1 protein-coding gene and 1 pseudogene are annotated in these 1,438 nt (G+C 64.4%); both read right to left on the bottom strand.

What is annotated here, in order from left to right; genetic code table 11:
- Positions 1-254: pseudogene (gene istB / locus QJT82_RS45360) on the bottom strand (IS21-like element ISBj11 family helper ATPase IstB); the annotation flags it as partial.
- Positions 251-1,438, bottom strand: a 1,188-nt coding sequence (gene istA / locus QJT82_RS45355) for an IS21-like element ISBj11 family transposase (protein ID WP_281446729.1), incomplete at its 5' end; no start/stop codon positions are given. The pseudogene istB and the gene istA, both read right to left, overlap by 4 nt.

Raw genomic sequence — 1,438 nt, 5'->3', positions numbered from 1 at the left:
ACGGCTTCGAAGTCGAAGCTGTCAAAGGTCTTTCCGGTGGGCAGCCGCGCCTCGACGAGATGGCGCTCGATGCGGCGACGGCTGCGTTCAGCGATCTCGTGCTCTGCAATGGTGGCGAGGAAGCGCGCCGCCGGCCAGCCTTCCTTATCGGACTGCTCGGCAAATTGCGGCCACAGCACCTTGATGGCGGGCAGCCGCAGCTCGTTGAGCAACAGATTGAGGCGCGCGGTGTCGACTACGTTGGTTGTGCTCATGCGGCACCTCCGATCTCGGCAGTACCGATGAGGCATTCATAGGTGGCGAGCGGTGCGAGGCGCACCACGACGTTCGGCATCTGGGCGGGATCCGGGGCGAAGTGAGTACGTAGCCGGTTGAGGTCGGGCAGCCGGCCGTCGTTCAGGTCGGCCGTGAGCTGATCGGCGAGTTCGGCCTCGCAACCGCGCTCATGGGCGAGTGCGAGGAGATCGACCATGATCCGGCAGGCCTTCTTGTCCGGTAAGCGTTTGCGCAAGACGTCGAAGGCTCGGCGGTAAGCTTCCCGGGGGAACAGCTGGTCGCGGTAGACCAGGTTGAGGAGCGCCATCGGCTTGCGCCGCAAGGAATGGATCACGTGCCGATAATCGACGACCTGATCGTGCTTGCCATTGGGATGCGGCCGCCCGCGCGGCAAGGTGAGGAGATGCGTGCCGCCGACAAACACGTCGAGGTGATCGTCATACAGGCGCACCCGCAGCCGATGGCCGATCAAGCGCGACGGCACCGTGTAGAACACCTTGCGCAAGGTGAAGCCGCCGGACGATGTCACGTGGACGATCACCTCTTCATAGTCCGACGTGCGGCGGTCCGGCAGATCCTGAAGTGCGGTACGTTCGCTGTCGATCCGCTTGGCGTTGCGGGCATTGCGGCGGCTGACGATCTCATCGATGAAGCCACGATAGGCAGCGAGATCGTCGAAGTCGGCGGTGCCACGCAGCAACAGCGCGTCGCCGACCGCCCGCTTGAGATGGCCATGCGAACTCTCGATCGCCCCGTTCTCGTGGGCGATGCCACGATTGTTGCGGGAGGGGCGCATGCCGTAATGGGCACAGAGGTCTTCGTATCGCCGCGTCAGATCGTCTTTGGCGTCGCGGTCGAGATTGCAAAAGGCGGCCGACAGGCTGTCGGTGCGATGCTCCCGTGGCGCTCCACCGAGTGACCACAAGGCATTCTGCAGGCCTTCGGCCAGAGCGATGAAGCTCTCACCGCCGAGCACGACATGGGCGTGCTCAAACCCGGAATAGGCCAGCCGGAAGTGATAGAGACGATGGTCGAGCGGCACGCCCGCGATCGTGACACCCAATTCGCCCATGTCGGTGAAGTCGGACAGGCCGCGCTGACCGGGTTCGTGGGTCTGCCGGAAGATGACCTCCTGCTCCTCGCCGTGGATCGCCCGCCAGGC

Origin of the sequence: Bradyrhizobium sp. Mp19 (genome assembly GCF_029952935.1) — a bacterium.
GTDB lineage: Bacteria > Pseudomonadota > Alphaproteobacteria > Rhizobiales > Xanthobacteraceae > Bradyrhizobium > Bradyrhizobium elkanii.
This window is presented reverse-complemented; position numbering and strand designations above follow the sequence as displayed.